This window comes from Thermomonospora umbrina (genome assembly GCF_003386555.1).
GTDB classification, from domain to species: domain Bacteria; phylum Actinomycetota; class Actinomycetes; order Streptosporangiales; family Streptosporangiaceae; genus Thermomonospora; species Thermomonospora umbrina.
In genome coordinates this window covers 1,439,097-1,463,346 of the sequence record NZ_QTTT01000001.1, presented here as the reverse complement: position 1 = coordinate 1,463,346, position 24,250 = coordinate 1,439,097, and the positions used below count along the sequence as shown (strand labels likewise).

Genomic DNA, 24,250 nt, shown 5'->3' with positions numbered 1-24,250 from the left:
GAAGCAGGTTGCGAGGCTAGGGGGAAGAAAGCCCTGGGTAGGGAGTCCTCATGCGCAGCATCTGGAAGGGCGCGATCTCCTTCGGCCTGGTCACCATCCCCGTGAAGCTGTACTCGGCCACCGAGCAGCGGGACGTGTCGTTCCATCAGGTCCACCGCGAGGACGGCGGGCGGATCAGGTACAAGCGGGTCTGCACCATCGACGGCGAGGAGGTGCCGTACTCCGACATCGCCAAGGGGTACGAGCTGCCCAGCGGCGAGATGGTGGTGCTGACCGACGAGGACTTCGCCGACCTGCCGCTGTCCAGCAGCCGCCGGATCGACGTGCTGCAGTTCACCCCGGTCGAGCAGGTGGACCCGATCTACTTCGCCAAGACCTACTACCTGGAGCCCGAGGCCACCGGCTCCAAGCCGTACGTGCTGCTGCGGGACGCGTTGGAGCGGTCCGGGCAGGTCGCGGTGGTCAAGGTGGCGCTGCGGCAGCGCGAGTCGCTGGCCACGCTGCGGGTCCGCGATGGGGTGTTCGTGCTGGAGACGATGCTGTGGCCGGACGAGGTCCGCACGGCCGACTTCCCGTTCCTGGAGGAGGACATCGAGGTGCGGCCGCAGGAGCTGAGCATGGCCTCCTCGCTGATCGAGACGATGTCCGGCGACTTCGACCCGGCCGAGTACAAGGACGCCTACCGGGAGGCGCTGCAGGCGGTCATCGAGGCCAAGGTGGAGGGCCGGGAGGTCGTCCGGCCGGAGGCCCCGGAGGAGGAGCCCGCCGCCGCCGACCTGCTCAGCGCGCTGCGCGCCAGCGTCGAGGCCGCCAAGAAGGGGCGCGGCTCCGGCACCGAGAAGGCCGAGGGGTCCGAGGGGTCCGAGGGGAAGGCCGGCGGCAAGGGCGAGGGGAAGACCGGCCAGAAGAAGCCGCCCGCCCGCAAGAAGGCCCCGGCCAAGAGCCGCAAGTCCGCCTGAGCCCGCCGCCCCGCGAGGCGACGGGCTCGGGTGTCGCGGTCAGCGCCGGCCGAACGGCACCGTGGTGCAGAGCAGGCGGTCGCCGGCGTCCCCGGTCCTGGGGTCGGTCGGCTCGGCGTGGATCACGACCGAGCCGGCCTTGCCCTCGGGGATCCGCCACGGCCGCATCGCGGCGGAACGGCCCACCCGGTCGGGCCCGACCGTGACGTCCAGCCAGACCTCCCGCTCGATCAGCGGCGCATGGTGCGGCGCCTGCGGGCTGTGGAAGTGCGGTCCGGCGTCGGCGGGCTTGGGGCCGCACCGGTTCACATGGACGTGGACGCCGAACGTGCGGCCCACGGCGGCCTTGGGGAACCCGGCGGCCTTGAGCGTCACCCAGGTGTGACGACCGATCTCGCCCACCCGGATCGTCGTCCGCACCCGCCGGAAGTCCCCGGCGTAGACGTGCGTCGGGCCGTGGACCTTGATGATCCTCGGACGGCCCTCCGACGACGCCGACGGGGCGACGGCGACACCCGTGACGGCGACGGCGCCGGTCGCGGCGGCGATGAGCGCGGTATGTCTGAGGAGCGGCATCGGCTCTCCCTTCTCCGGTGGCATCACTAAAGGTAGTTATATCACTACTTCAGGTGATAGAAGGGTGGCCTCCTCGATGGAGCAGCGCGAACAGACGCTCCCACCGGTCGAGGACCGCCCCGGGCCGGAAGCGGGTCACCGAGCCGACCGCCTCGGCGGCCAGCGCGCGGCGCAGGTCCGGGTCGCCGATCAGCCGGTCCAGGGCGGCGGCGAGCGCCGTGGTGTGGCCCGGCGCGACCAGCAGCCCGTCCCGCCCGTCCGTGAGCAGCTCGCGGACCCCGGGTGCGCAGTCGAACGCCACGGACGGCAGCCCGCAGGCCATCGCCTCCAGCAGCGACATCGGGAAGCCCTCCTGCCGGGAGGGCAGCAGGAAGACCGACGCCTCGGCCAGGGCGGCCTCGACGTCGGCGGTCGGCCCCCGGAACTCCACGCTCCCGGAGACGCCCAGCGAGGCCGCCAGCTCCCGCAGCGCGCCCTCCTCCGGCCCCGACCCGTAGACCCGCAGCCGCCAGCCGGGACGGGCAGCGCCCACCTCGGCCCACGCCTCCAGCGCCATGTCGACGCCCTTCTCGTACGACAGCCGGCCCACGCACGCGACGACGGGCGCGAGCAGATCGGGATGGGGGGAGGGCTCCAAGGGCAGCGGGTTCGGGATGTGGTCGGCGTTGGTCATCCCCGAGCGCGCCCAGGCGTCGGCGTCCTCGGAGGTGAGGGCGAGCATCCGGTCGGCCCCGGCGTAGAACTCCCGGACCCGCCGGTACCGGGAGGACCGCCGCGTCGCCGTGTACGACTCGTGGCTCATCCCGATCACCTTGAGCCCCCGGGTGTCGGCGAGCCGGACCCACTCCATCGCCCACACCTGCGCGGCGATGACGACGCCGCCGGGACGGGCCTCGCGCAGCAGCTCCGACAGCCGGGCCACGCCGCGCCGCAGGGCGACCGTCCGCCGGCGGTCGCGGACCCGGGCGCGCATGTTCAGCCGGGCCCGCACCGACGCCGGACGCCAGGCGAGCGCCGGGGGCCGCCACTGCTCATGGAGGACCTCGACGCGGTACGGGGCGTTGTGGGCGTACCGGTGGGGGTCGTCGGCGCTCGTGACGCCGACCAGCGTGACGCGATGCCCCCGCGCGGCGAACAGGCCCGCCAGATGGTGCGCCCACCGCTGGACGCCGCCGAGCTCGTCGACGTTGTTGCACACCAGGAAGATGTCGCGGTCAGTCACGTCCGTGCCCGTTCAGGAAGACCCGTTCGACGACGGCGCGGGCGGCGTCGCCCCGGTCGTACTCGCCGAAACGCGCCACGAACGCTCGGCGACGTTCGGCGTGCGCGGCGCGCTGCGCGTCAAGGTCGGCCAGCGTCTCCAACAGGGCGGTCTCGTCGTCCAGGACCGGCCCGGGAGCGTGCTCGGCCAGGTCGAAGTACGAGCCCCGCGCCCTGCCGACGTACTCCTCCAGGTCCGTGGCGTAGAAGACCATCGGCCGGTCGAGCAGCGCGTAGTCGAACATGACGGAGGAATAGTCGGTCACCAGTGCGTCCGAGAGCAGCAGCAGCGGGGTCACGTCGGGCAGCCCGCCCACGTCGCGCACCGCGTGCCGGGCTCCCGGCGGCAGGTTGACCGACGACAGGTAGTGGGGCCGCACCAGCAGCACATGGGTGTCGCCCAGCTCCCGCGCGAAGCGGACGGGATCGAAGGGCAGCTCCAGATGCTTGGCCGGCCGCCCGTCCGACCCCGTGCGGAACGTCGGCGCGTACAGGACCACCCGGCGCCCGTCCAGGCCCAGGGAGCGGCGGAGCGCGGCCAGGGACTTCGGGTCGCCCCCGTTGACCAGCGGATCGTTGCGCGGGTAGCCGACGGGCAGGAGCTTGTCCGGGGCGATGCCCATGCCCTTCGCCAGGGTGCCGACATCGTGCCGGGACCGGACCAGGAAGACGTCGTACCGATCGACCATCCGCCGGAACCGCTGCTGCTCCCCGCGCCCGGCGTTCTTCAGCTCCGGTTGGTCGAGACCCATCCGCTTGAACGCCGAGCCGTGCCACGTCTGGACGTACTTCGTGCCCCGGCGCTTGCGCAGCCCGGCGGGGAATCCCTGGTCGTCCACCCAGAACTCGGCGCGGGCCAGCGCCAGGTAGTACGCCCACGAGCCCCGGCGCACCAGACGGGCGTCACGGGGGAAGCCGTGCGTGGTCTTGGCGTACGACCAGAACACGGTCATGGGCCGGGGCGACGTCCGGAGCTCCTCGTAGAGATAGCGCGGGTTGTCCGAGCAGGTGGCCCCCAGCCTGCTCTCGAACACGGCGGTGCCCGCCCGGATCGGCAGCCGGATCAACAGCCGGTTGTAGACCGCGTGCTTCGTCTTACGGCTGGTCAGCCCTCGATGCAGCCGCTTCTCGGCGTTGCGCAGGCCGCGCCACAGACGGCGACCGGCCGGGGTCGTCACCGCGCGTCGCACGACCCTGGCGGCGACCTCCTGCCGGCGCCCGTCGCCGGTGAGCCCGAACGCCACGTGGTCGTGCCCGGTGGCGTACGGGGTGAGGCGGTCGCCCGCGAGCCGGGTCAGCCGGGGGCGCACGGGCAACGTGGCCTCCGGGACCCGTCCGCCGACGATGCGCGGCCTGGTCAGCGACTCCTCCCCGTTCACCCTCAGCCGCACCCGCAGGTCCCACACCGGATCGGCGAACCCGAGCGGGCGCAGCAGCCGGAGCGGACGGAACTCCGCCCGCCACTCGATGCGGCCCCCGACGTGGGCGACCTCGGCCGGGACCCGGAACGACCGGTGACGCCGCCGCCGGTCGGCGAACTCCAGCGTGGCCGACAGCGCCGCGTCCGTCGGGACCCGGCCGAGCGGGTTGCCGATCCGCCCCTCCACGCGGACCAGGGACCCGTGCCGTTCGAGTCGGGCCAGCGTGTTGCCGAGCCGCATCCGGCTGAGCGGCGCGGTGTGGATGCCCAGGTCGGTGACGTCGAGCACCGGATGCGGGTCGCCGCGCCCCCAGTACACCCGCCCGTCCCGTTCGACCAGCTCGGCGCGCAGCTCGGGGACGCGGGTCCGGCCGTACTCGGCGGCGGCCAGCGCCCCGTCCAGGTCGCGTCGGCCGAGCAGGAACGCGGCGATGGCGGGCAGCGGATTGGCGTTCTCGAACACCCGGGGATCCAGCTCGGCCACGTACCGGGCCGCCAGGTCCAGGAACCGCCGCCGGTACTCCGGGTCGCGGGTGCGCAGCTCCCGCATGTAGAGCAGCAGGTCGTGGTTGACGAACTTGGCGTCCTTGTGGAGCTTGAGGTCCGCCGCGCCCCGGGCGCGCAGGGCCGCGTCGATCCGACGGTGGATCTCCAACCGGTCGGCGAAGTTGCGCAGCTCCGCCCGCCGGGAGGAGATCGTCCGCCCCCGGGCCGGGTCCTCCCAGTGCCAGGTGTAGACCCGGTGGGCAATGATCGCGATCCGCCGGGCCGCCAGATACGCCTCGGCGCTGAACAGCAGATCCTCGTAGTGCAGCTCCTCGGTGAACCGCAGCCCCTGGGCGAGGAGGAAGTCACGGCGGTAGCACTTGTTGGTCGAGAGCGTGTCGTACAGCAGGTCCGGGGCCTGCGTGATCGAGTCGTACACCGCGCGCCGCGCGTACAGCCACGGGTACCAGGCGCGCTCCCGACCGCCCGGCACGTCGAGACGCCGCCGCACGCACCGGCCCGACACGAGGTCGGCCCCCGTCTCCTCGGCCGCCGCGACCAGGTTGAGGCAGGCGTGCCGGTCGAGGACGTCGTCGCTGTCCAGGAACATCACGTACCGCCCGCGCGCCAGCCCCACCCCGGTGTTGCGGGGACGGCCGCAGCCCCCGGAGTTCTCCGGCAGGTGCACCGCCCGGACCCGGCCCGGGTGCGCGGACGCCAACCGGTCGGCGACGGGCCCGGTGCCGTCGCGGCTGGCGTCGTCGACCACGATGGTCTCGACCCCGCCCAGCGACTGGGCGAGCACCGAGCCGACCGCGCGGGGCAACCGTTCCGCGTCGTCGTAGGCGATGACGACGACGCTGACGTCCGGCCGATGGGGCATCCATGACTCTTCTGGCATAGCGGTCCACTACGTGCCCGCACGTCGCAAGATCTAAAGTCGAGGTGGACGCGACGTGAGGAGTCAAGGGTGACCGGACCGCTCGAAGGGGTCGTCGTCGTCGATCTGAGCCGCGTGCTGGCCGGGCCGCACGCCGCGATGATGCTGGGCGACCTCGGCGCCCGCGTGATCAAGGTCGAGGCGGAGGGCGGGGACGAGACCCGGCAGTGGGGCCCGCCCTTCGCCGGCGACGACCGGGTGAGCACGTACTTCCTGGCGTGCAACCGCAACAAGGAGTCGATCACCCTCGACCTCAAGTCCGACCGGGGCCGCGACGTCCTGACGCGACTGGTGCGGCACGCCGACGTCGTCGTGGAGAACTTCCGCACCGGCGTGCTGGACCGGCTGGGCTTCCCCGTCGAGCGCCTGCACGAGCTGAACCCGGGCCTGGTGATCCTGTCCATCACCGGCTTCGGCCACGACGGGCCCGAGGGCGGCCGGCCCGGCTATGACGCGATCATGCAGGGCGAGGCCGGGATCATGAGCGTCACCGGCCCGCCCGGACGCCCCTCCAAGACGGGCCTGTCGATCTGCGACGTGCTGGCCGGGATGAACGGCGCGTACGGGGTCGTCGCCGCCCTGTACGAGCGGACCCGCACCGGCCGGGGCGCGGTCGTGCGGACCTCGCTGCTGGCCTCCGCCGTCGGCGCCCACGCCTACCAGGGCAGCCGCTGGACGGTGGCCGGCGACGTGCCCGAGTCGCTCGGCAACGACCATCCCTCCATCGCCCCCTATGGCACGTTCCGCTGCGCCGACGGCGAGATCCAGATCGGGGTGGCCAACGAGGGCCTGTGGCGGCGGTTCGCGCCCCTCGTCGGCCTCGACCCCGACGACGCGCGCTTCGCCACCGTCCCCGACCGCACCGCCCGCCGCGCCGAACTGTCCGCCGAGATCGAGAAGGCGCTGTCCGCCGAGCCCCGCGCGACCTGGCTGGCGCGCCTGGACGAGGCCGGGATCCCCGCCGGGTCGATCCGCTCCATCGACGAGGTGTACGCGTGGGAGCAGACCCGCTCCCAGGGCCTGGTCGTCGAGGTCGACCATCCGCAGCTCGGCCCGATCGAGCTGCCGGGGCCGCCGCTGCGCTTCGACGACGCCCCGCCCCGCGAGCACACGGCCCCGCCGCTGCTCGGTCAGCACACCGAGCGGGTCCTCGCCTGGCTGGACGAGGTGGAAGGGTGAGCACGCGCAGGTTGGGGGCGCGCGCCCTGGTCGCCCGGATCCTCGACGGCGGCGACTGGACCCCCTGGGACGTCCCGCCGCGCCCCATGGCCGCGCCCGGCTCGGAGTACGAGGCGGAGTTGGCCGCCGCGCGGGGGCGGACGGGCTGCGACGAGGCCGTCATCACCGGCGAGGGCCTGCTGCGGGGCCGCCGGGTGGCGTTCGTGGTCTCCGAGTTCGGCTTCCTGGCGGGCTCCATCGGCATCGCCACCGCCGACCGCATCGTGGCCGCGATCGAACGGGCCACCGCCGAGGGGCTGCCCCTGCTGGCGGCCCCCTCGTCGGGCGGGACGCGGATGCAGGAGGGCACCGTCGCGTTCGTCCAGATGGCGCGGATCTCCGCCGCCGTGATGCGGCACCGTGCCGCCGGGCTGCCCTACCTGGTCCATCTCCGCCATCCGACCACCGGCGGGGTGCTGGCCTCGTGGGGGTCGCTGGGGCACGTCACCACCGCCGAGCCGGGGGCGCTGATCGGGTTCCTGGGGCCGCGCGTGTACGAGGCCCTGCACGGGGAGCCGTTCCCGCCGGGTGTTCAGGTGGCCGAGAACCTCGCGGCGAACGGTCTGGTGGACGCGGTCGTCGACGTCGAGGACCTGGCCGGGCGGGCCGCCGTGGCCCTTTCGGTCCTGTGCGCGGGGCCTCCGCCGGCGGTGCCCGCCGGCGAGCCGGTCGATGAGCCCGTGCCCGAGGTGCCCGCCTGGGAGTCGATCTCGCGGTCGCGCGACCCCGGCCGGCCGGGTGTGCGGAACCTGCTCCGCCACGGAGCCCGCGACGTCACGGTGCTGTCGGGCACCGGGGAGGGGGAGGCCGACCCCGGGCTGCTGCTGGCGCTGGCCCGCTTCGGCGACGCCGCCTGCGTGGTCGTCGGCCAGGACCGACTCAGCCAGCGCACCGGCCACCCCCTCGGCCCGGCGGGCCTGCGGGTCGCGCGGCGCGGCATGCGCCTCGCCCGCGAGGTCGGCCTGCCGCTCGTGACGGTGGTCGACACCCCCGGCGCGGTGCTGTCCGCCGACGCCGAGGAGCGGGGCCTGGCGGGCGAGATCGCCCGCTGCCTGGCCGAGTTGACCATGCTGCCCGTCCCGACCCTGTGCCTGCTCCTCGGCGAGGGCACCGGCGGTGCCGCCCTGGCCCTGCTGCCCGCCGACCGGGTGCTGTGCGCCCGGCACGGCTGGCTGTCCCCGCTGCCCCCCGAGGGCGCCTCGGCCATCGTCCACCGCACGGTCGACCGCGCCGCCGAGATGGCCGAGTCCCAGGGGGTCCGGGCCGCCGACCTGTACGCCTCCGGCATCGTCGACGTCATCGTCCCCGAACGTCCCGACGCCGCGAAGGAGCCCGTCGCCTTCTGCGACCGGACGGCCCGCGCCGTCGCGCGGGCCCTCGCCGAGGTGGCGGACCTCGACCCGGCCGCCCGATCGACGGCGCGTGAACGCCGTTTCCTCAGGGCGGCGGAAATGCGCTGAAAAAGGGCGGGCGTACCCTTTCTCAGTCGGCGATCTCGACCTCGGCGTCGCCGTGGCAGTGGGCCTTGGCGGGCGACGTGGTCGAGGTGGCGTTCCCGCAGACGTTCACCGGGGCCGAGACCGGGGCGATGACCAGCGTGTCGGACAGCACCCGCCCGTCGTCCTTGGTGGTGACGTCCGCGCCCGCCGGGGCCGCGAGGGCGACCGGCGCGACGCTGAGGGCGAGCAGACAGCAGACGGTGATCCTCTTCAGCACGTGAATCCCTTCCCGAGTGCGTGTGAAGCACCCCACCCTGCCGTGGACCGCCGATGTCCCGCAGAGGAATGACAAGGCCGGATGAATGCGCCCGTGGAGCCATTCCGATATGTCGGTCGTTACGGCGAATTCTCGCGGGGAAACGGCTCGGTGCTCGCCGCGGAACGCCTCCTCCGGCCAGTCCGCGAGCAGCGTCGGCGTCACCTTGGCGTCGGCGACGAAGACCCCGAAGGCGCGCCGGGTGCCCGGCGCGTGGCCCCACGGCGGCGGCGATCGTGATCTTCACTGAGATCACGGCACCGGTAGGGGGTGAATCCGCCCTGGACGGTCACCGATCCACGTCGAGCGACTTCATGATCAGCGGCCAGGCGCGGTGCAGCTCCCGCTTCCAGTACGGCCAGGTGTGCGTGCCCTCGTCGTACAGGTGGGTGGTGATGGGGATGTCCAGCTCGCGGAGCCGACGGAGGAACGGCGCGAGGGTGGAGCGGACGACCGGCTCGGCGATGTTGGCGATCTCGCGGCGGGCCTCGGGGGGATCCAGGGGGCCGATCTTGCCGGTGCCCGCCGACAGGTAGAGGCCCGTTCCGCGCAGGCGGTGGGCCATGGAGGTGGGGTCGAACGAGCGCCAGACGCGGTCGTGCAGCACCGGCACGCCCCACATCCTGAACGGATTCGTCCGGCCCACCGCGTAGGTGGCGAGCAGCAGGCTGATGGAGACCAGCGGCTTGCGGATCGTGCACGGGGAGCTGAAGGCCGCGGCGAACCGGAACCTCCCCGGATGGTGCGCCGAGTAGACGAACGCGCCGTAGCCGCCGCCCGACACCCCGGCCAGGGCCTGCGGCCCGCCCGCCCGGTACGCGTCGCGCAGCAGCCCGCCGAGCTCCTCCAGATGAAACGTCATCCACTGGGGCCTGCCGGAACGGCCGAAGTTCCACCAGTTGGTGTAGCCGCCGTACTCGCCGCCGTCAGGCATCACGATCATCACGTCGGAGCCGGCGCTGAGCTCCTCGATGTCGGTCTCGCGGGTCCACGACTCGTGGCCGTCCGCTCCGCCGTGGAACAGGTACAGCAGCGGCCAGGTCCGCTCCGCGTCCCGCGACCAGCCCTCGGGGACGAGCAGCAGCACCTTCACGGGCCGGCCGACCGCGCGCGAGGCCACCTCGAGCTCGTACAGCCGAGGACCCAGCCGGCGCTCGCCGAGCAGCCGCCCCGACGGCGTGTTGGTGATCGACATGGGGCGTCAGTCTGCCGTACCCGGCGGTGGGACGTCTTGGGCGGGCCGACCAACGGCGGTCGCGTGGTTTTGTCAGAACTGTGATAGACCGGGCGTCTTGTCAGGCCGCCCACACGGAAACCCGCCGTGTTGTCCCCGGGCTTAGTGTCCAAGTCCGGTCGGCCCTGGCATGCTGCCGCACGGTGACAGGGCCGAGACCGAGGGGGTGCGGGGCCGCGTGAACTGGATCATCGGGCTGGTGGCGGCGGGCCTCCTGGTCAACGGCCTGCGGCTGCGGCGCAGGGTCACCGGGCTCGGTGTGCTCCCGCCGGCCCGCGCCGTGCACCTCATGGACGGCCACACGCCGATCCTCGCCCAGGACGCGGACGTCCCCGACCACGTGCTGCGCACCGCCGCCGACCACGCCCGCGGCAACGGCCTCGGCATGCTCGACCTGGTGCCCGCCGACCTGCCGGTGCAGCAGGCGCTCGACCTGGTGCGCCATGTCGACCCGCGCGCCTACCGCAAGGACCGGTTCGGCCTCGGCAGGGGCGCCGGGTACGCGGTCCTCCTCGAGGACGACGCCTTGGAACGTTCGCGCACCGAAACGACCACGGGCCTGGACGCCGGCGAGATGGGGGAGGCGACCACCCGGCTGCGGTTCTACGTCGACGCCGCCGACATGGCCGTCGCCCCGTTCCCCGCGACGGATCGGATCGGGCAGCGGCGCGCGTGGCTGCGCTCGCAGGCGCTGGCGCTGCCGTCGTCGCTGGCCCTCCCGCAGACCAGCTACCTCACCGGCGCGGGCTATCTGCTGGCGCTGTCCGGGCTCCTGATCGACCTGCGGCTCGGCCTCGGGCTGGTGGCGCTGTACAGCCTGATGCCGTACCTGATCTTCGTGGGGACGCCGATCAAGCCCGCCGACCTGCACTCGGCGGCGTGGCTGCGGATCGTCCACACCCCGCTGACCATCTGGCGGACCCTGTGCGCCGCCCGCACCCGCTGGGAGCGCGCCCTCCTCGCCCGTCGCGAGGAGGCCCGCGCCGGCTATCGCGCCGACATCGAGGCGGGCGTGGAACGGTTCCTCGGGGAGCGCCGCGAGGACTGCCCGTGGTGCGGCGCCCGCGACCTGGCGCCCCACCTCGTCACGCGCGACACCATCCAGGTCAAGCCCGGCCGGTTCCCGCTGGAACGCTGTCGCCGCTGCCGGCACATCTTCCAGAACCCCCAACTGACCATCGAGGGCCTGGACTTCTACTATCGCGACGCCTACGACGGCCTCGGCGATCAGGCCGCCGAACGCATCCTCAGCGGCACCTCCGGCGACTACATCGATCGGGCCCGCCTCGTCGAGCGCTTCACGACCCCGCGCGCCTGGCTGGACGTCGGCACCGGCAAGGGCCACTTCTGCCGGTCGGCCCGCACCGTGTTCCCCGACACCGAGTTCGACGGCCTCGACATGGGCGACGGGGTGGAGGAGGCCGCCCGCCGGGGCTGGATCGGCCGCTCGTTCCGGCGCTCCTTCCTCGACGTCGGCGCCGAGATGGCCGGCCGGTACGACGTCGTCAGCATGAACCACTACCTGGAGCACACCCTCGACCCGCACGCCGAGTTGGACATGGCCGCCAAGATGCTCGACCCGGGCGGTTACCTCCTGATGGAGATGCCCGACCCGGAGTCCCCCTTCGCGACCCTGCTGCGCGGCCTCTACCTGCCCTACCTGCCGCCGCAGCACCTCCACATGATCCCGCTGGGCAACCTCCGCGAGGCGCTGAGCACCCGGGGCTTCGAGGTCGTCGCCGTCCAGCGCCGCGAGGCCCGCCGCGGCCTGGACATCACCCCCGCCGCGGCGTCCATCGTCAGCCTGATGGGCATCGACGTCGAACGCCCCTGGAACGGCGCCCGCCCCCCCGGCCCCGCCCGCTACCTCCGGGCCAACGCCGCCCTCCTCCTCGCCGTCCCCATCGTCGGCGTCGGCGTCCTCCTCGACCTGCTCTCCCTGCCGTTCCTGCGCGGAGACCGCAGCAACACCTACCGCCTCCTGGCCCGCAAACAACCGGCCTGACCCCGGCTCAGAGCAACTCGAGAAACTCCTCGACCGTCAATCCGGCATCCCGGATGATGGAACGCAGGGTGCCCGGCCGCATGTCTCCGCTGTGCACGGGCACGGTGAGTGGCCGCCGATCGGGGTGCTTGAGGCGATGGTGACTTCCTGAGACGCGAACCGCCTCGTAACCGATCTTGCCGAGGGCTTTGATCACGGTTGTGCCGGGCAGGATCGGCACGGGTGGCATCAGGCGACCTCGGGGATGGCCAGCACGTCCGCCCTCGGAAGCCAGCGCGGCGCGGCACCTTCGTCCTCGAAGACCAGGGCGACTCCCGCCTGCAGATCGGTGATGGCCTCCTGACGGGTGGATCCCTCGCCGTAGGCCACCCCATAAGGTCCAAGATCAGCGCGGGCGTGCCAGCCGCCCGACTCGTCTTGGTCAACGGTGTAGGGCACCAAGACCATGCTCATGGCATCAGCGTACTCGGGGCGGTCGCGCCGGCCCGACCCCGCTCAGCGGAAGGTTGCGGCGTGTTCGGCGGTCCACTGCTCGAAGGTGCGGGACGGGCGGCCGGTGATCTCTTGGACGGTGGGGCGGACGATCGACTCGTCGAGGGTGCCGGCGGCGTAGAAGTCGAAGAAGGCGTCGACGTAGGCGGGTGGGGTGGTCCTGAGCATCTCCTCGCGGGCCACGTCGTCCGGGAGGGCCTCCAGGCGCAGGTCTCGTCCCAGGGCGGCGGCCAGGATCCGTAGGCGGTCGGCGGGGAGGAGGGGCTCGGGGCCGGTCGGCATGTGGATGCGGCCCTCGTGGCCGTCGGTGAGGAACGCCCGGGCGGCGACCGCGCCGATGTCGGCGGGGTCGATGTTCGCCACCGGGACGGTCGCGAACGGGGCGCGCACCACGTCGCCCTCCCTCAGTTGGGGGAGCCACTGGAAGGTGTTGGACATGAAGGCGCTGGGGCGGATGATCGTCCAGGGCGGGCCGGACTCGCGCACGGCGCGTTCCGCGGCGGCCATGAAGCGGGTGATGACGTTGCCGTTGTCCGGCAGGCCCGCCGAGCTTCCCGACAGCAGGACGACGCGTTCGACCCCCGCGCCTGCGGCGTCGGCGAGGACCTGTCGCTCGCCCTCGTAGCCGGGGAGCAGGAAGAGGCCGCGCGCCCCCTTCAGGTGCGGCCTCAGCGACGCGGGGTCGTTCAGGTCGCCGGCGACGTACTCGACGCCCGGCAGGGAGGGGGCGCGGCCGGGGTCGCGGGTCAGGGCGCGGACGGGCTCGCCGGCGGCGGCGAGCGCGCGGACGACCTCGGCGCCGATGTTGCCGGTGGATCCCGTGACCAGGAACATTGCGGTTCTCCTCGTACTCACCAGGGAAGGGGGCGGCCGTCGCGGAAGAATCCGCCGGTCGGACCGTCGTCGGGCAGGAGGGCGGCCCACACCAGGCCGGCCGCCCCCTCGGAGACCGGGCGTCCGCCGGGGCCGCCCATGTCGGTGGCGACCCAGCCCGGGCACACCGCGTTGACCAGGAAGCGCTCGTGGCGCAGTTCGGCGGACAGCATCCGGGTCAGGGCGTTCAGCGCGGCCTTGGAGGCGGCGTACGCGGGGGTGCCGCCGCCCATGTTGGTCAGCGACGCCGCCTCGCTGGACACGTTGACGATCCGGGGACGGTCGCTCTCGCGCAGCAGCGGCAACAGCGCCTGCGTCAGTCGCCAGGGCCCGTACAGGTTCGTCTCGGCGGCCTCGCGGACGACGTCCAGATCGGCGGTCGCGGCCCGCTGCCAGGTGTCGTACGTGATGGCGGCGTTGTTGACCAGGGCGTCGAGGCGTCCGAACCGTTCGCCGATCTCCTCGGCGATCCGCTCGGCGTCCCCGGGGACGGTGACGTCCAGGCGCAGCGGGTGCACGTCCGGCCCGAGCGCCGCCGCCGCGGCGTTGGCGGCCTCCGGGGAGCGGGCGGTGAGCAGGACGGTGTGGCCCTGCGCGGCGAACTGCCGGCACGCCTCCCGGCCGATGCCCCGGTTCGCGCCGGTGACGAGGACGATCACGACGGGTCCGCGGCGCGGGCCGCTGCCAGGGCGGCGAGCTGCTGGTTGCCGTCGGCCCAGGTGGCGGTCATCACCAGACCGCTGATCCTCCAGTCGTCGCCGTTGCGGACCAGGTCGAAGCGGTAGGTGCCGCCCAGCGTCCACAGCGGAGAGCCGAACGGGGTGGCCAGCCGGTGGGTGGCTTGGAACGTCGCGGTGCAGACCGCCGTGTCGCCGGTCAGGGTCACGAGCTGATTGGTGATCATGTGATGGGTGGCGTCGTAGCCGCTCAGTCCGGCCTCCCAGCCGTCCACGATCTCCCCGGGGGTGAGCGTGACGGGCTCGCCGCCGTGCAGGCTGGTGTAGTCCAGCGTCACCTCGTCGGCGAAGATGGTCTTCAGCCGGTCCCACTCGCGCCGGTCGGCGTGCCACGCCATCCGCGTGGTGGTCTCGACGATCGCCGCCCGGTCCTCGAACCCGCTCATGCTCCGCTCCCCAGGTCTCCGCTTTTCGGACACCCCGATACTCGCGGCAACCAAGCCGGTATGTCCAAGATCTGCTCTAATAGCCAAGCGTTATGGATGCACACCTGCGCGACCTGCGGTACTTCGTCGCCGTCGCCGAGGAGCTGAGCTTCACCCGGGCCGCCGAGCGGCTGTTCGTCTCCCAGCCGGCGCTCAGCAAGCAGATCCGGCAGTTGGAGGACGGGCTCCGGGTGCGGCTGTTCGACCGGGACCGGCGGACCGTGTCCCTCACGGCCCCCGGCCGGGCGCTGCTCCCCGCCGCCCGCGAGCTGCTGTGCTGCTGGGACGAGGCGCAGCGGTCGGTCGGCGACGCGGCCGCCGGGGAGGCCGCCGTCCTGACGGTCGGGCTGTCCACCAGCGTGGGCCGGGGCCTGCTCGCCGCCGTCCGCGCCCGCTTCGAGGAGCGCCGCCCCACGTGGCGGCTCAGCATGCGGCAGGTCAACTGGGACGACGGCACCGCGGGACTGGCCGCCGGAGAGGTGGACCTGGCGTTCGTCTGGCTGCCGATGCCGCGCCAGGACGCCTTCAACGTCCATGTGGTCGCCCGTGAGGCGCGATGGGTCGCCTTCCGCGACGATCACCGGCTCGCCGGGCGCGACACCGTGGACTTCGCCGAGCTGCTGGACGAGCCGTTCCTCGCCCTGCCCGAGACGGCGGGGCCGCTGCGCGACCACTGGCTGGCCCTCGACGCCCGGGGCGACCGCCCGGTCACCATCGGCGCCACGGTCCGCAACGCCGACGAGGCGTTCACCGCGATCGAGGAGGGTAGCGGCATCGTCCTGCTCGCCGCCGGGAACGCCGCGATCTATCGCCGTCCCGGGGTGAGGGCCCTCCCCGTCACCGGCCTGTCCCCGAGCGAGCTGGCCATCGTCTGGAGGCCGGGCGACCACCGCCCCGCCCTCCGCGACTTCATCGACGCCCTTCGGGGGACGTAGTCGCCCGAGGCCGTGCGCGGAAGCGCAGACCGAACGCCCCCAGGGTGCGCGGCAGCGGACGCACGTAGGTGAGGGGCTGCCCGGACGTCAGCTCGTACTCGTGCCGCCGGAGCAGCGTCGCCAGGAACAGACCGGTGGTGAGCAGGACCAGGTTGCGGCCGGGACACTCCACCGGACCGCCGCTGAACGGGATGTCCGACCAGCTCCGCCGCGCCGTGCCGTCCAGCCAGATCCAGGGCGCGAACGTGTCCGCGTACGGCAGCGTCTCGTCGTCCCGCTGGAGGAACGGGGTGTGGATGACCAGCGCGGTGCCCGTGGGCATGCGCCCGCCGTCCCAGACGGTCTCGGCGGTCGTGTCGCGCAGCACCACCAGCGTCGTCGGCCACAGCCGTACCGACTCCTGTACGCAGGCCCGCAGATAGGGCAGGTCGCGGTCGAGGCCGTCCGCCTCCTCGCGGGCGCGGCGGGCCTGCTCGGGATGCGTCGCCAGCAGCGCCAACGCCCGGTACGCGGCCATCCCGGCGGGCTCGTAGGCGAACAGCCACTGCGGAACCTGATCGAGGGCCTCCGTCTCGGACGTCTTGGGGGTACGGGCGACCAGCTCGGCGAGGCTCCCGGGCTCGGCCCGTTCGAGGTGACCGCGCAGCCTCGTCTGGAAGCGATCGAGGACGGCGCGGCGCCGGGGGTGAACGTACGCCCAGTTCGCGTGCATCCGCAGCCGGGTGAGCAGATCGCTGATCTCGGAGTCGTCGCGCGCCGCGTCGCCGAGCACGACGCGGCGGATCACCCGCCACCACGCCACCCTGAACCGGTCCCAGTCCAGCTCCCCGGAGGCGTCGATCTCGTCCAGGAGCCGTTCGGCCTCGTCCCGCACCTTCGCGGTGAACGCCTCCCCGTAACGGTGCACGGGCTCGGAGGCGTCGAGCACCGCCTCGTTGAACCTGCGCCGCTCGGCCCGCTCGGCGCCCTCGGAGATCAGCACCCCGTGCGGTTGGAAGTGCGCCAGCGCCGCCCGCTTCTCCCGGCTCGCGGGCGTGAACGGCTCCGGCGAGCGCGTCAGCACCCGTTCCACGTCATCGGGGGACAGGACCATGGCCACCGACCGTCCCGGGATCCGCAACAGCAGGGGCCCGGGACCGTACCGCGACCGCATCCGCTGGAGCAGCCGGCCCGCACGTCCGTCCGCGTCGCCCAGCTCGGCCAGCCGCACCGCTCTCGGTCTCCGCGCCAGAACGCCGCGCGCCACCGTCGGCGTCAGCACCCCGACGACGATGCGCACGGTGTCGGCGACCGAGGCCCGCACCGGCGGGGCCTGCGTGACCGGGCGGCTCTGGACGGTGGTCATACGGCACTCCTTTCGACTGGAGCCCCTCTGCCCTCCGCCACCGCCTTGAATCCCCGCCGTCGCCGCCGCCTCAGCGGGGCTCGTTGAACTCCAACCTGGTCTCGGCGATCAGGGACGTCACGACATCGGTGAGAGAGCCGCGCGGCGCGAACGCGGATCGCTGGCGGGCCGCCGCGCCGCCCCGCCGCAGCGCCCCGGCGGCCAACTCGGCGACCAGCTCCCAGTCGCCGAGGGACTCCAGCACGGGACGCAGCCGCCGCAGCAGCCCCTCGACGACCCGGGGGGCGGGCGCGGGACGGCCGTCCGCCGGGTCCACCAACTCGCCCTCCAGACCGGAACGGGCGGCGCGCCAGGTCGCGGCCCGCACCAGCTCGGTGCGGGCGGACGCCGGGAGCGGCTCCCCGGCCTCGGCCGCCCGGCACTCGGCGATCACCAGCGCGCGGGACAGCCCGGCCAGCAGCACCACGTCGTCGACCCGGGGGCAGGCGTCGCAGATCCGCAGCTCCAGCGTCGGCAGATGGGCGGACGGCCGGATGTCGAAGTAGATCATCCCCTGGTCGCTGATCACCCCGGTGCCGACCAGGGCGCGGACCAGCCGGTCGTACTCGGCCGCCGACCCGAACGGCCCCGGTGGCCCGGCGGTCGGCCACCGCTGCCAGGCCAGAGTGCGGGAGCTGGCGTAGCCCGTGTCGGCGCCCAGCCAGAACGGGGAGCTGGCGCTCATCGCCAGGAACACCGGCAGCCACGGCGCCAGCCGGTGCAGGACGATCGCCGCCAGGTCCCGGTCGCCCACGTCCACGTGCACCTGGACCCCGCAGATCAACTGCTCGCGGGCCAGGAGCTGGTATTCGTCGAGCATCTGCTCGTAGCGGGGGACGGGGCTGATCTCCAGCGCGGCGAGGTCGACCAGGGGCACGCTGCCGGTGGCGACGATCCCGAGGCCCGCCACGTCGGCGACCTTGGTGAGCCTGCGCCGCGCCGCGCTCAGGTCGCGGGCCAGGTCCTCCAGCCGCAGCCAGGGCAGGCTGTTCGCCTCGACCACCGACCCCTGGAGCTCGGCCCCGTACCGGTCACGCGGGAGCTGTTCCAGGAACACCTCCGCCTTCGGTACGAGCAGGCCCGTGCGGGGGTCGACGACATGGAACTCCTCCTCGACCCCGACGGCCACATCCTCGATCACTGCGGTCATACGTGGACGGTAGGTGCGACCTGTTACGGGGGGATTTCGGTCCGGAACCGCCCGATGACATTCACCGGTCCGGACGAAGCCGACGGATCGGAACGGTCCCGGCGGCCCGGCGACGCCGGGATTTTGCCAGAGGGCGGACCCGGCCCGATCCCTTTGGCCGCATTCAGCCACCCTGCAACACCCGTCACGACTCGGGCGTCCTTTGGTGTGGATCGGGGGCGTTCGGGTCCCCGACGGGGAAAAGTTCGTGAAAGGGGCTCCATTGCGTAAATCGTCAAGGCACACGGCGATACCGGCCATCGCTCTCGCGGTGGCCGCTCCGCTCGTGGTGTCGACGCCGGTGACGGCGCACGCGGATCCCGCTCCCGCGGGATGCCCGGCGCCCGTCCCCGTGGCCCAGGTGGGCGACGGGACGACCGGCTGGGGGCTGACGGTCAGCAAGGGGACCACTCCGGAGCGTTTCACGGTGAAGGTCCAGGGCGTGCTCAAGGACGGGATCGCACCCGGCGTGGACATGATCCTCGCCGAGGCGGACTCCCCGGCCCTCGACAAGGCCGGGTCCATCTGGGCCGGCATGTCGGGGTCGCCCGTCTACACGCAGGACGGTCGGCTGCTGGGGGCGGTCGGCTACGGGTTCAGCGGCACGTCCAAGCTCGCCGGCATCACGCCGGCGCAGGCGATGTACGACATCCTCAAGAAGCCCGAGCAGGCCCGCGCCGCGCAGGCGTCCAAGCCCGCCCGGCTGCCCGCGTCGCTCCAGCGCACGCTGGTGTCGCGCGGACTGGTCAGCGCCTCGGCCGCGCAGAGCGGGCCCTCCCGGCTCCCGCTGCCGCTCGCCATCTCCGGGCTGAGCCAGAAGCGGGTCGATCACCTCAACCGCAAGCTCGCCCGTGAGGGCGCCAAGGTGCGCATGTTCCGGACCGGCGCGGCCTCCGGCCGTCCCGCCGGGGCCGGCGAGGTCGTGCCGGGCGGCAACTTCGGCGTCCTCCAGTCGTACGGGACGGTGACGTGGGGCGCCATCGGCACCACCACGGCGGTGTGCGACGGACGCGCGCTGGCCTTCGGGCACCCGTACTTCACCGACTTCTTCGGCTCTCCGATGCCGGGTGGGCCGGTCCGGCTCACCGCGGTCACGGGCGACGCCGTCGCGGTCGTCCCCGACAGCTCGTACGGCGCGTTCAAGCTGGCCAACTTCGGCGGCATCGCCGGCACCCTGACCCAGGACCGCGGCGCGGGTGTCGCGGCCCGCCTCGGCGCGGGCCCGGCGTCGACGCCGATCCGCGCCAAGGCGACCGCCGACGGGACGACCCGCACCGGGCTCACCCACGTCAACCGCACCGTGGACGTCCCCGACCTCGCCGCCTCGCAGCTCTGGTCGAGTCTGGACGGCGCCCGCGACCAGATCACCGCGGGCACCTCGCTCACCTCGTGGAAGGTCCGGGGCGTCGCGGCCGGCAAGCCGTTCGAGTTCACGGTGGCCAACCGGTTCGCCGACCGGTCGGACGCGACGCTCGAGGCCGGCGTGGACATCGCGACGAAGCTCGCGGTGCTGGCGGACAACCCGTACACGGCGGTCAGGTTCACCGGCCTGGAGCTGGTCGCGAGCGCCAACGGCTCCTACGGTCAGTACACCCTCCGGGGCATGCAGGTGAAGCAGGGCGGCAAGTGGGTGCCGTTCAAGCTCGACCGGGGCGTGCGCGCCGCCGCGGGCAAGACGCTGACCCTCCGCGCCGTCCTCGGGGCCTACCGCGGCCCGGTCAAGACGGTGGAGTACCGGTTCCAGGTGCCCAAGAAGCTCAAGGGCAAGAGCGCCTCGATCGCCTTCGGAGGCGGCCTGGACCTGTCCTCCGGCGCCATGGACTGCCTGACGGGCCAGGCGGACGGCTGCGGACCCCGCAGCTTCGCCGACCTGCTGACCAAGGTCCGCACGGTCCCGCGCAACGACGCGCTGATCGCCCGCTTCTCCCACGGTCGCGGCGGCCCCACGTTCACCCAGCAGAAGCTGCTGAACCACATCGTGGGCGGCGAGTTCTCCTTCGCCGTGCACGTCCGCTAGCACGTCCGTGAACGGCCGTCCCGCCCCCGGGCGGGACGGCCTCTCGAAGCCGCGGTTTGCGGCCGGCGACCCCGGGTACGGGGGGCGGACCCAGCGGAGGGGGGCGACATGGAGTACGAGGCGAGCCGCGCCATGCCGGCCGAGAGCCGCATCGTCTTCGACATCGCCGCCGACGTCGCGGCGATGCACCGATGGCTGCCCGAGGAGATCACCGTACGGTCGATCGCCGACGATCTGGCGGAGGCCGACAGCCGGTTCTACGACGTGCGCGAGGACCGCGACGGGCTGATGCGCAAGGCCCCCGAGCAGTTGCGGCTGGAGTGGGGCAGCCGGGGCCGCCCGGACTACGCGGGCTGGCTCCAGGTCAGCGACCAGGGGGCGGGGACGAGCGAGGTGGTCGTCCACCTGTCGTTCCTGGCCGACCAGCCGGCGGCGCTGGGCTCCAACCGGGCGCGGGACGTGACGCAGCGACTGCTGCAGCACTCCCTGGACCGGCTGGCCGAGGAGGTCGGCCGCCGGGTGACCCAGCCGGGGGCCTGAGCACACCCGAACGCCGAGGACCGACCGGGGGAGCGCCCCCGGTCGGTTCCGCTTTCTCAGGCCGAGTCCCCTTCGGCGTTCTCCAGGCGGAAGAAGTTGCTCGGCGAGCCGTCCTTCTTGTGCTCCTGGTAGATGAAGTTCAGCTTGCGGTCGTCGAACGTCCGGAACCAGTCGTCCCACGAGATCTTCTCGAGGTCCCCGCCTCCGTAGCCGGGGAAGTCGAGCAGCAGCCGGCCGGGCCTGCCCTCGTACTCGCTGCCGGGCACCGTCGCCGGCTCGGCGTCGCGCTCGCCCGCCCACTGCCGGATCACCTCGTGGTCCGTGGTGACCATGCTGCGGCCGGCCCGTTCCTCGTGCTGGTCGGGTGAGGTGACGTGCTGCTGGTACTTGTGCTCACCCTGGACCGGGTGGTGGCTCGTGTCCGGCATGACGTTCTCCTTCCGTCGGTCCGGGCCGCCCACCGGGTGGACGGCGCTTCGCGACGCATGGCCGTACCCGCATTTCTCCAGGTCATGGCGCCGATCAAGGAACCTTTCGCGGGTCGGCCTCAGGAGTGCCCGTCGTCCCGGCGCATGTCCTCGGGGAACGTGCGCGTGTCGCGGGGCTCGACGTAGGGCTCCTCGTCGCCGGGGCGGCCCTCGGCGATCGCGCGGCCCCGCTGCAACTCGGCGTTCAGCTCCGCGCCGAGGAGCAGGGCCGTGTTGCCGATCCACAGCCAGACCAAGAAGATGATCACACCGGCGAGGCTGCCGTAGGTCTTGTTGTACGACCCGAAATTGGTGACGTACACGGCGAAACCGCCCGAGGCCGCCAGCCACACCAGCAGGGCGAGGATCCCGCCGGGTGTCACCCATCGGAAGCCCTGCCGGGCGTTGGGGGACGCCCAGTACAGCAGCGCGAACAGGAAGCTGATCGCGACCAGCATCACCGGCCACTTGGCGATGTTCCACGCGGTCACCGCGGCCGAGCCCAGGCCCAGCAGGTCGCCGGCCTTCTGCGCCAGCGGCCCGGTCACCACGACCGCGATCGCCGAGGCCGACAACAGGACCAGCGCCACCAGGGTCACCGCGATCCGGATCGGCATCGTCTTCCAGACCGGTCGGCCCTCCGGCACGTCGTAGACGGCGTTGGAGGCGCGCATGAACGCCGCCACGTAGCCCGACGCCGACCACAGCGCGGTCGCCAGACCGACGAGGGCGATGATCCCGGCCCCGCCGCGCCCCTTCTGCAGCTCCGCCAGCGTGTTGGCCAGGACGTCGCGGACGGCCCCGGGGGCCAGCCCGCCCACGTTCTTGAGCAGCGAGTCCGACAGCGACTGACCGCCCAGCCCCACCAGCGAGATCACCACCAGCAGGGCCGGAAAGATCGACAGCACGGAGTAGTAGGTGAGGGCGGCCGCCCAGTCGGTCAGGTTGTCCTCCTTGAACTCCCTGATCGTCCGCTTGACGGCCTGCCCCCACGAGCGCCTCGGCAGCGAGGTGGGCGTCTCCATCTCGGCGTCGGCGCCGTGCTCCCTCTCGGGCGGGGCCTCCGGATCCTCCGAACGCCCCTTGGCGCGCCTGCTCATGACGCGGCGCCCGCGGGCTCCTTCGCGGCCTTGCGTTCGGCCTTGCGGCGCTTGCCCGTGGCGCTCGCGCGCTTGGAGGCCCCCCGGACCATGCCCAGGATCGCCCCCTGCATCGCCGCGGCGGCCATCACCTCGACCCAGCCCCGGTCCAGATCCTCGGCGTCCGGAGTGGCGTCCTCACCGGCCGCCAGCTTCCACAGCCGTTTGAACAGCATCCCTGCGATCAGGCCCCCGAGCACGCCGAAGACCAGCGACATCACCCTGTAGACCATGTCCACGACCTCCCGGCCAAGGCAGTTCCCCCTGGCACCGCCCTAAACCCGAGGCGCCGGCGGGGGCGCGTACCGTGTGAGCGTCGATGTGCGGTCCGACCCCCGAGGTGCCCTCAATGTCCTCCCTGCTGCTGTCCCGTCGGGACCTGGAGTTCCTGCTGTACGAATGGCTCGACGTCACCGCCCTGACGCGGCGCGAGCGCTATGCCGAACACTCCAGGGAGACGTTCGACGCGGTGCTGGAGCTCGGGGAGCGGATCGCCGACGAGCACTTCGCCGGGCACAACAAGCTCGCCGACGTCAACGAGCCGACGATGGACGGCGACGGACGGGTGGTGCTGATCCCCGAGGTGAAGGCGGCGCTGGACGTGTTCGCCCGGGCGGGCCTGCTCGCGGCGGAGTTCGACGAGGCGCTCGGGGGCATGCAACTGCCGAACGTGGTGTCCAAGGCGGTGCTGAGCTGGTTCCAGGCCGCCAACGTCGGGACGTCCGCGTACCCCTTCCTGACCATCGCCAACGCCAACCTGCTGGTGGCCCACGGGAGCCCGGAGCAGGTCGAGCGGTGGGTGCGGCCGATGGCGGAGGGCCGGTTCTTCGGGACCATGTGCCTGTCGGAGCCCCAGGCCGGGTCGTCGCTGGCCGACATCACCACGCGGGCCGAGCCGCAGGAGGACGGCACCCACCGACTGACCGGCACCAAGATGTGGATCTCGGCGGGCGACCACGAGCTGAGCGAGAACATCGTTCATCTGGTGCTGGCGAAGATCCCCGGCGGGCCTCCCGGGGTGAAGGGCATCTCGCTGTTCATCGTCCCCAAGGTGCTGCTCGACGAGGACGGCGGCCTCGGGGAGCGCAACGACGTGGCCCTGGTAGGGCTCAACCACAAGATGGGGTACCGGGGCACGGTCAACACCGTGCTCAACTTCGGCGAGGGCGTCCACACCCCCGGCGGGTCGCCGGGAGCCGTGGGATACCTGGTCGGCGAGCCCCACAAGGGCCTCATCTACATGTTCCACATGATGAACGAGGCCCGGATCGGGGTGGGCCTCGACGCGTCCGCCCTCGGCTACACCGGATACCTGCACGCCCTCGACTACGCCAAGGTCCGCCTCCAGGGCCGTCCCCTCGCCGGCAAGGACCCGTCCGCGCCGCCGGTGCCGCTGATCGAGCACGTGGACGTACGCCGCATGTTGTTGGCGCAGAAGTCGTACGTCGAGGGCGGGCTCGCACTCGGCCTTTACTGCTCCCGACTGGTGGACGAGGAGCGTACGGCGGAGAACGAGGCGGACCGCAGGCGCGCCTCGCTGTTGCTGGACGTGCTCACCCCGATCGCCAAGAGCTGGCCGTCGCAGTGGTGCCTGGCCGCGAACGACCTCGCGATCCAGGTCCACGGCGGGTACGGCTACACGCGCGAGTACAACGTGGAGCAGTTCTACCGGGACAACCGCCTCAACCCCATCCACGAGGGCACCCACGGCGTTCAGGGCCTGGACCTGCTCGGCCGCAAGGTCGTCGCCCAGGGCGGCGAGGGCCTGCGGGTGCTCGGCGAGGCCATCGCCGCCACGGTGTCGCGCGCCCCCGCCACGGCGCAGGCGGAGGCGGAGCGGCTCACGGCGGCGTTCGACCGTCTCGCCGCCGTCACCGCGCGCCTGTGGAGCACCGGCGACGCCGAGGTCGCCCTCGCCAACGCCTCCGTCTACCTGGAGGCCGCCGGGCACATCGTCGTCGCCTGGATCTGGCTGGAGCAGCTCGTCGCCGCCGCCGACCGCGAGGGCGACTTCTACACCGGCAAGCGGCGGGCGGCCCGCTACTTCTTCCGGTACGAACTCCCCAGAACGGGCCCCCAACTCGATCTCCTCGACAGCCTCGACCGCACCACCCTGGACATGGACCCCGCCTGGTTCTGAACCCCGACGCCCGAAGCGGCACCCACGGCGGCCGAGGTCTCCTCGCGAAACGGTGGTCG

General features: G+C 72.8%; 23 protein-coding genes. 8 read left to right on the top strand and 15 right to left on the bottom strand.

Annotated features, from left to right (window positions below; all coding sequences use genetic code 11):
- Window positions 1-50 precede the first annotated feature (50 nt).
- On the top strand, window positions 51-959 hold the full coding sequence (ku, locus tag DFJ69_RS06300) for a non-homologous end joining protein Ku (RefSeq protein ID WP_116021608.1): 909 nt from the start codon (window positions 51-53) through the stop codon (window positions 957-959).
- A gap of 39 nt (window positions 960-998) precedes the next feature.
- Here ku and DFJ69_RS06295 read toward each other — a convergent pair whose 3' ends face one another.
- The 3 genes from DFJ69_RS06295 to DFJ69_RS06285 are packed head-to-tail and all read right to left on the bottom strand — an operon-like array spanning window position 999 to window position 5,584.
- Window positions 999-1,535 carry a superoxide dismutase family protein gene (locus tag DFJ69_RS06295; RefSeq protein WP_170177552.1) on the bottom strand — a complete coding sequence of 179 codons (537 nt, stop codon included), beginning with the start codon at window positions 1,533-1,535 and terminating at the stop codon, window positions 999-1,001.
- A 49-nt stretch (window positions 1,536-1,584) separates the two neighbouring features.
- Window positions 1,585-2,757 (bottom strand): glycosyltransferase, encoded by a 1,173-nt coding sequence (locus DFJ69_RS06290; RefSeq protein WP_116021606.1) that lies wholly within the window; start codon window positions 2,755-2,757, stop codon window positions 1,585-1,587.
- Window positions 2,750-5,584: a bifunctional glycosyltransferase/CDP-glycerol:glycerophosphate glycerophosphotransferase gene (locus DFJ69_RS06285; protein ID WP_116021605.1), complete on the bottom strand. Its 2,835-nt coding sequence runs from the start codon at window positions 5,582-5,584 to the stop codon at window positions 2,750-2,752. The genes DFJ69_RS06290 and DFJ69_RS06285 overlap by 8 nt, the downstream gene beginning before the upstream one ends.
- Before the next feature lie 87 nt (window positions 5,585-5,671).
- Here DFJ69_RS06285 and DFJ69_RS06280 point away from each other — a divergent pair, with 87 nt between their 5' ends.
- A complete protein-coding gene (locus DFJ69_RS06280; RefSeq protein WP_116021604.1) occupies window positions 5,672-6,820 on the top strand; it encodes a CaiB/BaiF CoA transferase family protein in 1,149 nt (382 codons plus the stop codon).
- Complete coding sequence (locus tag DFJ69_RS06275; RefSeq protein ID WP_211328526.1) at window positions 6,817-8,319, top strand: carboxyl transferase domain-containing protein; 1,503 nt, start codon at window positions 6,817-6,819, stop codon at window positions 8,317-8,319. Before DFJ69_RS06280 ends, DFJ69_RS06275 begins: the two co-directional genes overlap by 4 nt.
- A gap of 22 nt (window positions 8,320-8,341) precedes the next feature.
- Here DFJ69_RS06275 and DFJ69_RS34125 read toward each other — a convergent pair whose 3' ends face one another.
- A complete protein-coding gene (locus tag DFJ69_RS34125; RefSeq protein ID WP_170177551.1) occupies window positions 8,342-8,575 on the bottom strand; it encodes a chaplin family protein in 234 nt (77 codons plus the stop codon).
- Window positions 8,576-8,903: 328 nt separating this feature from the next.
- Window positions 8,904-9,809 carry an alpha/beta hydrolase gene (locus DFJ69_RS06265; protein ID WP_116021602.1) on the bottom strand — a complete coding sequence of 302 codons (906 nt, stop codon included), beginning with the start codon at window positions 9,807-9,809 and terminating at the stop codon, window positions 8,904-8,906.
- Window positions 9,810-10,026: 217 nt separating this feature from the next.
- Between DFJ69_RS06265 and DFJ69_RS06260 the strand changes: the two genes are divergently transcribed.
- Entirely contained in the window at window positions 10,027-11,853 is a 1,827-nt protein-coding gene (locus DFJ69_RS06260) for a class I SAM-dependent methyltransferase (RefSeq protein WP_116026437.1), read from the top strand.
- A gap of 7 nt (window positions 11,854-11,860) precedes the next feature.
- On the opposite strand, the gene DFJ69_RS06255 is transcribed toward DFJ69_RS06260, so the two are convergent.
- Genes DFJ69_RS06255 through DFJ69_RS06235 form a run of 5 tightly spaced genes read right to left on the bottom strand, consistent with a single transcriptional unit; the run spans window position 11,861 to window position 14,341 of the window.
- The gene (locus tag DFJ69_RS06255; protein WP_116021601.1) at window positions 11,861-12,082 is read right to left on the bottom strand and encodes a type II toxin-antitoxin system HicA family toxin; all 222 of its coding nucleotides are present in this window, start codon (window positions 12,080-12,082) and stop codon (window positions 11,861-11,863) included.
- Entirely contained in the window at window positions 12,082-12,306 is a 225-nt protein-coding gene (locus DFJ69_RS06250) for a hypothetical protein (protein ID WP_116021600.1), read from the bottom strand. Before DFJ69_RS06250 ends, DFJ69_RS06255 begins: the two co-directional genes overlap by 1 nt.
- Before the next feature lie 42 nt (window positions 12,307-12,348).
- Entirely contained in the window at window positions 12,349-13,179 is an 831-nt protein-coding gene (locus DFJ69_RS06245) for an NmrA family NAD(P)-binding protein (RefSeq protein WP_116021599.1), read from the bottom strand.
- Window positions 13,180-13,196: 17 nt separating this feature from the next.
- Complete coding sequence (locus DFJ69_RS06240; protein WP_116021598.1) at window positions 13,197-13,877, bottom strand: SDR family oxidoreductase; 681 nt, start codon at window positions 13,875-13,877, stop codon at window positions 13,197-13,199.
- Entirely contained in the window at window positions 13,874-14,341 is a 468-nt protein-coding gene (locus DFJ69_RS06235; protein WP_116021597.1) for a nuclear transport factor 2 family protein, read from the bottom strand. The genes DFJ69_RS06240 and DFJ69_RS06235 overlap by 4 nt, the downstream gene beginning before the upstream one ends.
- 92 nt (window positions 14,342-14,433) lie before the next feature.
- On the opposite strand from DFJ69_RS06235, the gene DFJ69_RS06230 reads away from it, so the two are divergent.
- The gene (locus DFJ69_RS06230) at window positions 14,434-15,315 is read left to right on the top strand and encodes a LysR family transcriptional regulator (protein ID WP_116021596.1); all 882 of its coding nucleotides are present in this window, start codon (window positions 14,434-14,436) and stop codon (window positions 15,313-15,315) included.
- On the opposite strand, the gene DFJ69_RS06225 is transcribed toward DFJ69_RS06230, so the two are convergent.
- Entirely contained in the window at window positions 15,290-16,660 is a 1,371-nt protein-coding gene (locus tag DFJ69_RS06225) for a cytochrome P450 (protein WP_116021595.1), read from the bottom strand. The two genes, DFJ69_RS06230 and DFJ69_RS06225, sit on opposite strands and share 26 nt — an antisense overlap.
- A gap of 70 nt (window positions 16,661-16,730) precedes the next feature.
- Entirely contained in the window at window positions 16,731-17,849 is a 1,119-nt protein-coding gene (locus DFJ69_RS06220; RefSeq protein ID WP_116021594.1) for a carboxylate-amine ligase, read from the bottom strand.
- Between the two features lie 310 nt (window positions 17,850-18,159).
- On the opposite strand from DFJ69_RS06220, the gene DFJ69_RS06215 reads away from it, so the two are divergent.
- A complete protein-coding gene (locus tag DFJ69_RS06215) occupies window positions 18,160-19,905 on the top strand; it encodes a SpoIVB peptidase S55 domain-containing protein (RefSeq protein ID WP_170177550.1) in 1,746 nt (581 codons plus the stop codon).
- Between the two features lie 108 nt (window positions 19,906-20,013).
- Window positions 20,014-20,445: an SRPBCC family protein gene (locus DFJ69_RS06210; RefSeq protein WP_116021592.1), complete on the top strand. Its 432-nt coding sequence runs from the start codon at window positions 20,014-20,016 to the stop codon at window positions 20,443-20,445.
- Window positions 20,446-20,501: 56 nt separating this feature from the next.
- Here the strand turns inward: DFJ69_RS06210 and DFJ69_RS06205 are convergent, their stop codons facing one another.
- The 3 genes from DFJ69_RS06205 to DFJ69_RS06195 all read right to left on the bottom strand — a co-directional run bounded on the left by DFJ69_RS06205 (window position 20,502) and on the right by DFJ69_RS06195 (window position 22,284).
- On the bottom strand, window positions 20,502-20,873 hold the full coding sequence (locus DFJ69_RS06205) for a hypothetical protein (RefSeq protein ID WP_116021591.1): 372 nt from the start codon (window positions 20,871-20,873) through the stop codon (window positions 20,502-20,504).
- 119 nt (window positions 20,874-20,992) lie between these two features.
- On the bottom strand, window positions 20,993-22,012 hold the full coding sequence (locus DFJ69_RS06200) for a YihY/virulence factor BrkB family protein (protein WP_116021590.1): 1,020 nt from the start codon (window positions 22,010-22,012) through the stop codon (window positions 20,993-20,995).
- Entirely contained in the window at window positions 22,009-22,284 is a 276-nt protein-coding gene (locus tag DFJ69_RS06195) for a DUF4235 domain-containing protein (RefSeq protein WP_116021589.1), read from the bottom strand. Before DFJ69_RS06195 ends, DFJ69_RS06200 begins: the two co-directional genes overlap by 4 nt.
- 116 nt (window positions 22,285-22,400) lie before the next feature.
- Between DFJ69_RS06195 and DFJ69_RS06190 the strand changes: the two genes are divergently transcribed.
- Window positions 22,401-24,191 carry an acyl-CoA dehydrogenase gene (locus DFJ69_RS06190; protein WP_116021588.1) on the top strand — a complete coding sequence of 597 codons (1,791 nt, stop codon included), beginning with the start codon at window positions 22,401-22,403 and terminating at the stop codon, window positions 24,189-24,191.
- The last annotated feature ends 59 nt before the right edge of the window (window positions 24,192-24,250 follow it).